This is a genomic window from Mesorhizobium sp. M7A.F.Ca.AU.002.02.1.1 (assembly GCF_003998535.1).
GTDB classification, from domain to species: domain Bacteria; phylum Pseudomonadota; class Alphaproteobacteria; order Rhizobiales; family Rhizobiaceae; genus Mesorhizobium; species Mesorhizobium ciceri.
In genome coordinates this window covers 1-1,627 of record NZ_RZPB01001073.1, presented here as the reverse complement: position 1 = coordinate 1,627, position 1,627 = coordinate 1, and the positions used below count along the sequence as shown (strand labels likewise).

Sequence of the window (1,627 nt, the reverse complement as noted above, 5' to 3'; positions counted from 1 at the left end):
CTTTTGCGCAGTGCATGTAGGCCGCCTTGACGCTGACCACGACAACGCTTTGCGGCTCCCTGCCGTCGACGGCGAGCCGTTCGCGCAAATTTGCGTCGACGGTGATGCGGGCATCGCCGTTGACGCGCAGCGTCTCGTTCATGCCGGGGATGAGGAAGAGCAGCCCGACCGGGGGATTGACGAGGATGTTTTCCAGCGTGTCGAGCCGGTTGTTGCCGGGCCGGTCGGGAATGGCGATGGTGGTGTCGTCCAGAACGGTGGCAAAGCCCGGTTTGTCGCCCTTCGGCGTCACGTCGGCATTGCCGGCACCGTCGGACGAGCCAATCAGCACGAATGGGCTCTTGCCGATGAAGGAGCGGCAATGGCCGTCAAGTTTTTTCAGCTCCTTTCGGATAGAACCGTCGGTCGGTCGTGGCGTCTTGTAGATCGTCCTCAACTGGTCGCGCGTGGTGACGAATTCCATGGCCCTTTCCCCTTATTTGCAGGCTCTATTTCCCGGCCTTCTCTTCTTTGCCGGTCTTGTCGTCCAGCGAATGGCGCAGGATCAGCGGCATCTGGCTGAAGGTGAACAGAAGCGTGATCGGCATGATGCCCCAGACCTTGAAAGTAACCCAGGCGTCGGTGGAAAAATTGCGCCACACCACCTCATTGACGATGGCCAGGAACAGGAAGAACAGGCCCCAGCGGAAGGTCAGCTTGCGCCAGCCTTCAGCGTCGAGGCTGAAGGCTGAATCGAAGACATAGCCAAGCAGCGACTTGCCGAAATACAGGCCGCCGAGCAGCACCCCGCCGAACAGCGTGTTGACGATGGTCGGCTTCATCTTGATGAAGATGTCGTCCTGCAGATAGAGCGTCAGCGCGCCGAAAATGAAGACGACGACGCCCGACACCATCGGCATGATCGGCAAGGTGCGGGTGAGCAGCCACGAGGCGATCAGCGCGATTGCCGTGGCGGCCATGAACAGGCCGGTGGCGACGAAGATCGGCCCGCCGAACTCGGCCAGAACAGGGAATTTCTGCACCAGCCATCCGCTGCGCGCATTGGCGAAGAAGAACACCATCAACGGACCCAGCTCCAGCACCAGCTTGAGCAGCGGATTGACGCCTTCCTTCTTCTGCTTCTGCGGGTCCGACGGATCGCGTTCGAGAATGGGTGGGTTCATGGAATCTCTTTCTTGCGCATGATCTGATCCAAAAAGTCTGCACCTTTTTGGGACATGCTTGTTAAGCTACTCCAGCGATCGCCCTGGCGAATTCGCTTGCTGAGAAAGGTTCGAGGTCGTCGACCTGTTCGCCGACGCCGATGAAATAGACCGGCAATTTGTGCTTTGCCGCGATCGCCACCAGAATACCGCCGCGCGCCGTGCCGTCCAGCTTGGTCATCACCAGGCCGTTGACGCCGGCGACATTGCGGAAGATCTCGACCTGGTTGAGCGCGTTCTGGCCGGTGGTGGCGTCGACCGTCTGCAGCACGGTGTGCGGCGCTTCCGGATCGAGCTTGCCGAGCACGCGGACGATCTTTTCGAGCTCGGCCATCAGTTCGGTCTTGTTCTGCAGACGGCCGGCGGTGTCGATGATCAGCACGTCGGAGCCGGCCTCTTTCGCCCGCTCGAATGCATCATAGGCA

2 protein-coding genes and 1 pseudogene are annotated in these 1,627 nt (G+C 60.4%); all 3 read right to left on the bottom strand.

All coding sequences use genetic code 11. The annotated features are described in order from the left end of the window. On the bottom strand, positions 1-463 hold a 463-nt coding region (locus tag EN879_RS35125), incomplete at its 3' end, for an MSMEG_1061 family FMN-dependent PPOX-type flavoprotein (RefSeq protein WP_127274672.1). 25 nt (positions 464-488) lie between these two features. Beyond that, positions 489-1,163 carry a septation protein A gene (locus EN879_RS35120; RefSeq protein ID WP_013528838.1) on the bottom strand — a complete coding sequence of 225 codons (675 nt, stop codon included), beginning with the start codon at positions 1,161-1,163 and terminating at the stop codon, positions 489-491. 61 nt (positions 1,164-1,224) lie between these two features. Continuing rightward, a pseudogene (locus EN879_RS35115) lies at positions 1,225-1,627 on the bottom strand (signal recognition particle-docking protein FtsY); the annotation flags it as partial.

Coding starts and splice junctions, on each gene's coding strand:
- EN879_RS35120 (WP_013528838.1), bottom strand. CDS start 1,163: ATGAACCCACCCATTCTCGAACGCGATCCGTCGGACCCGCAGAAGCAG.